The organism is Rothia sp. HMSC069D01 (genome assembly GCF_001810135.1).
GTDB lineage: Bacteria > Actinomycetota > Actinomycetes > Actinomycetales > Micrococcaceae > Rothia.
Window position 1 is genome coordinate 1 of sequence record NZ_KV800078.1, and the last position, 205, is coordinate 205.

The window sequence follows — 205 nt, forward strand, 5'->3', positions numbered from 1 at the left end:
GGGTCAGGCCCCTAAGCTTCACCTGACGCCTTGCTGTGTTCCAATGCGTAATATAGGCATCAAGGTCAGCTTTGAAACTCTCAAAAGTCTGCCAGTCCTGCCCACGGAAGAACTCATCCTTAAGGTGCCCGAAAACCTGCTCAGTAGCACCGTTATCGATACAGTTGCCTTTACGTGACATACTCTGGATAAAACCATTATCAGC

General features: G+C 48.8%; 1 protein-coding gene. It reads right to left on the bottom strand.

The annotated features are described in order from the left end of the window. Positions 1 to 205: IS3 family transposase (locus HMPREF2710_RS01450; protein ID WP_141746580.1), on the bottom strand; the 205-nt coding region annotated here is incomplete at both ends.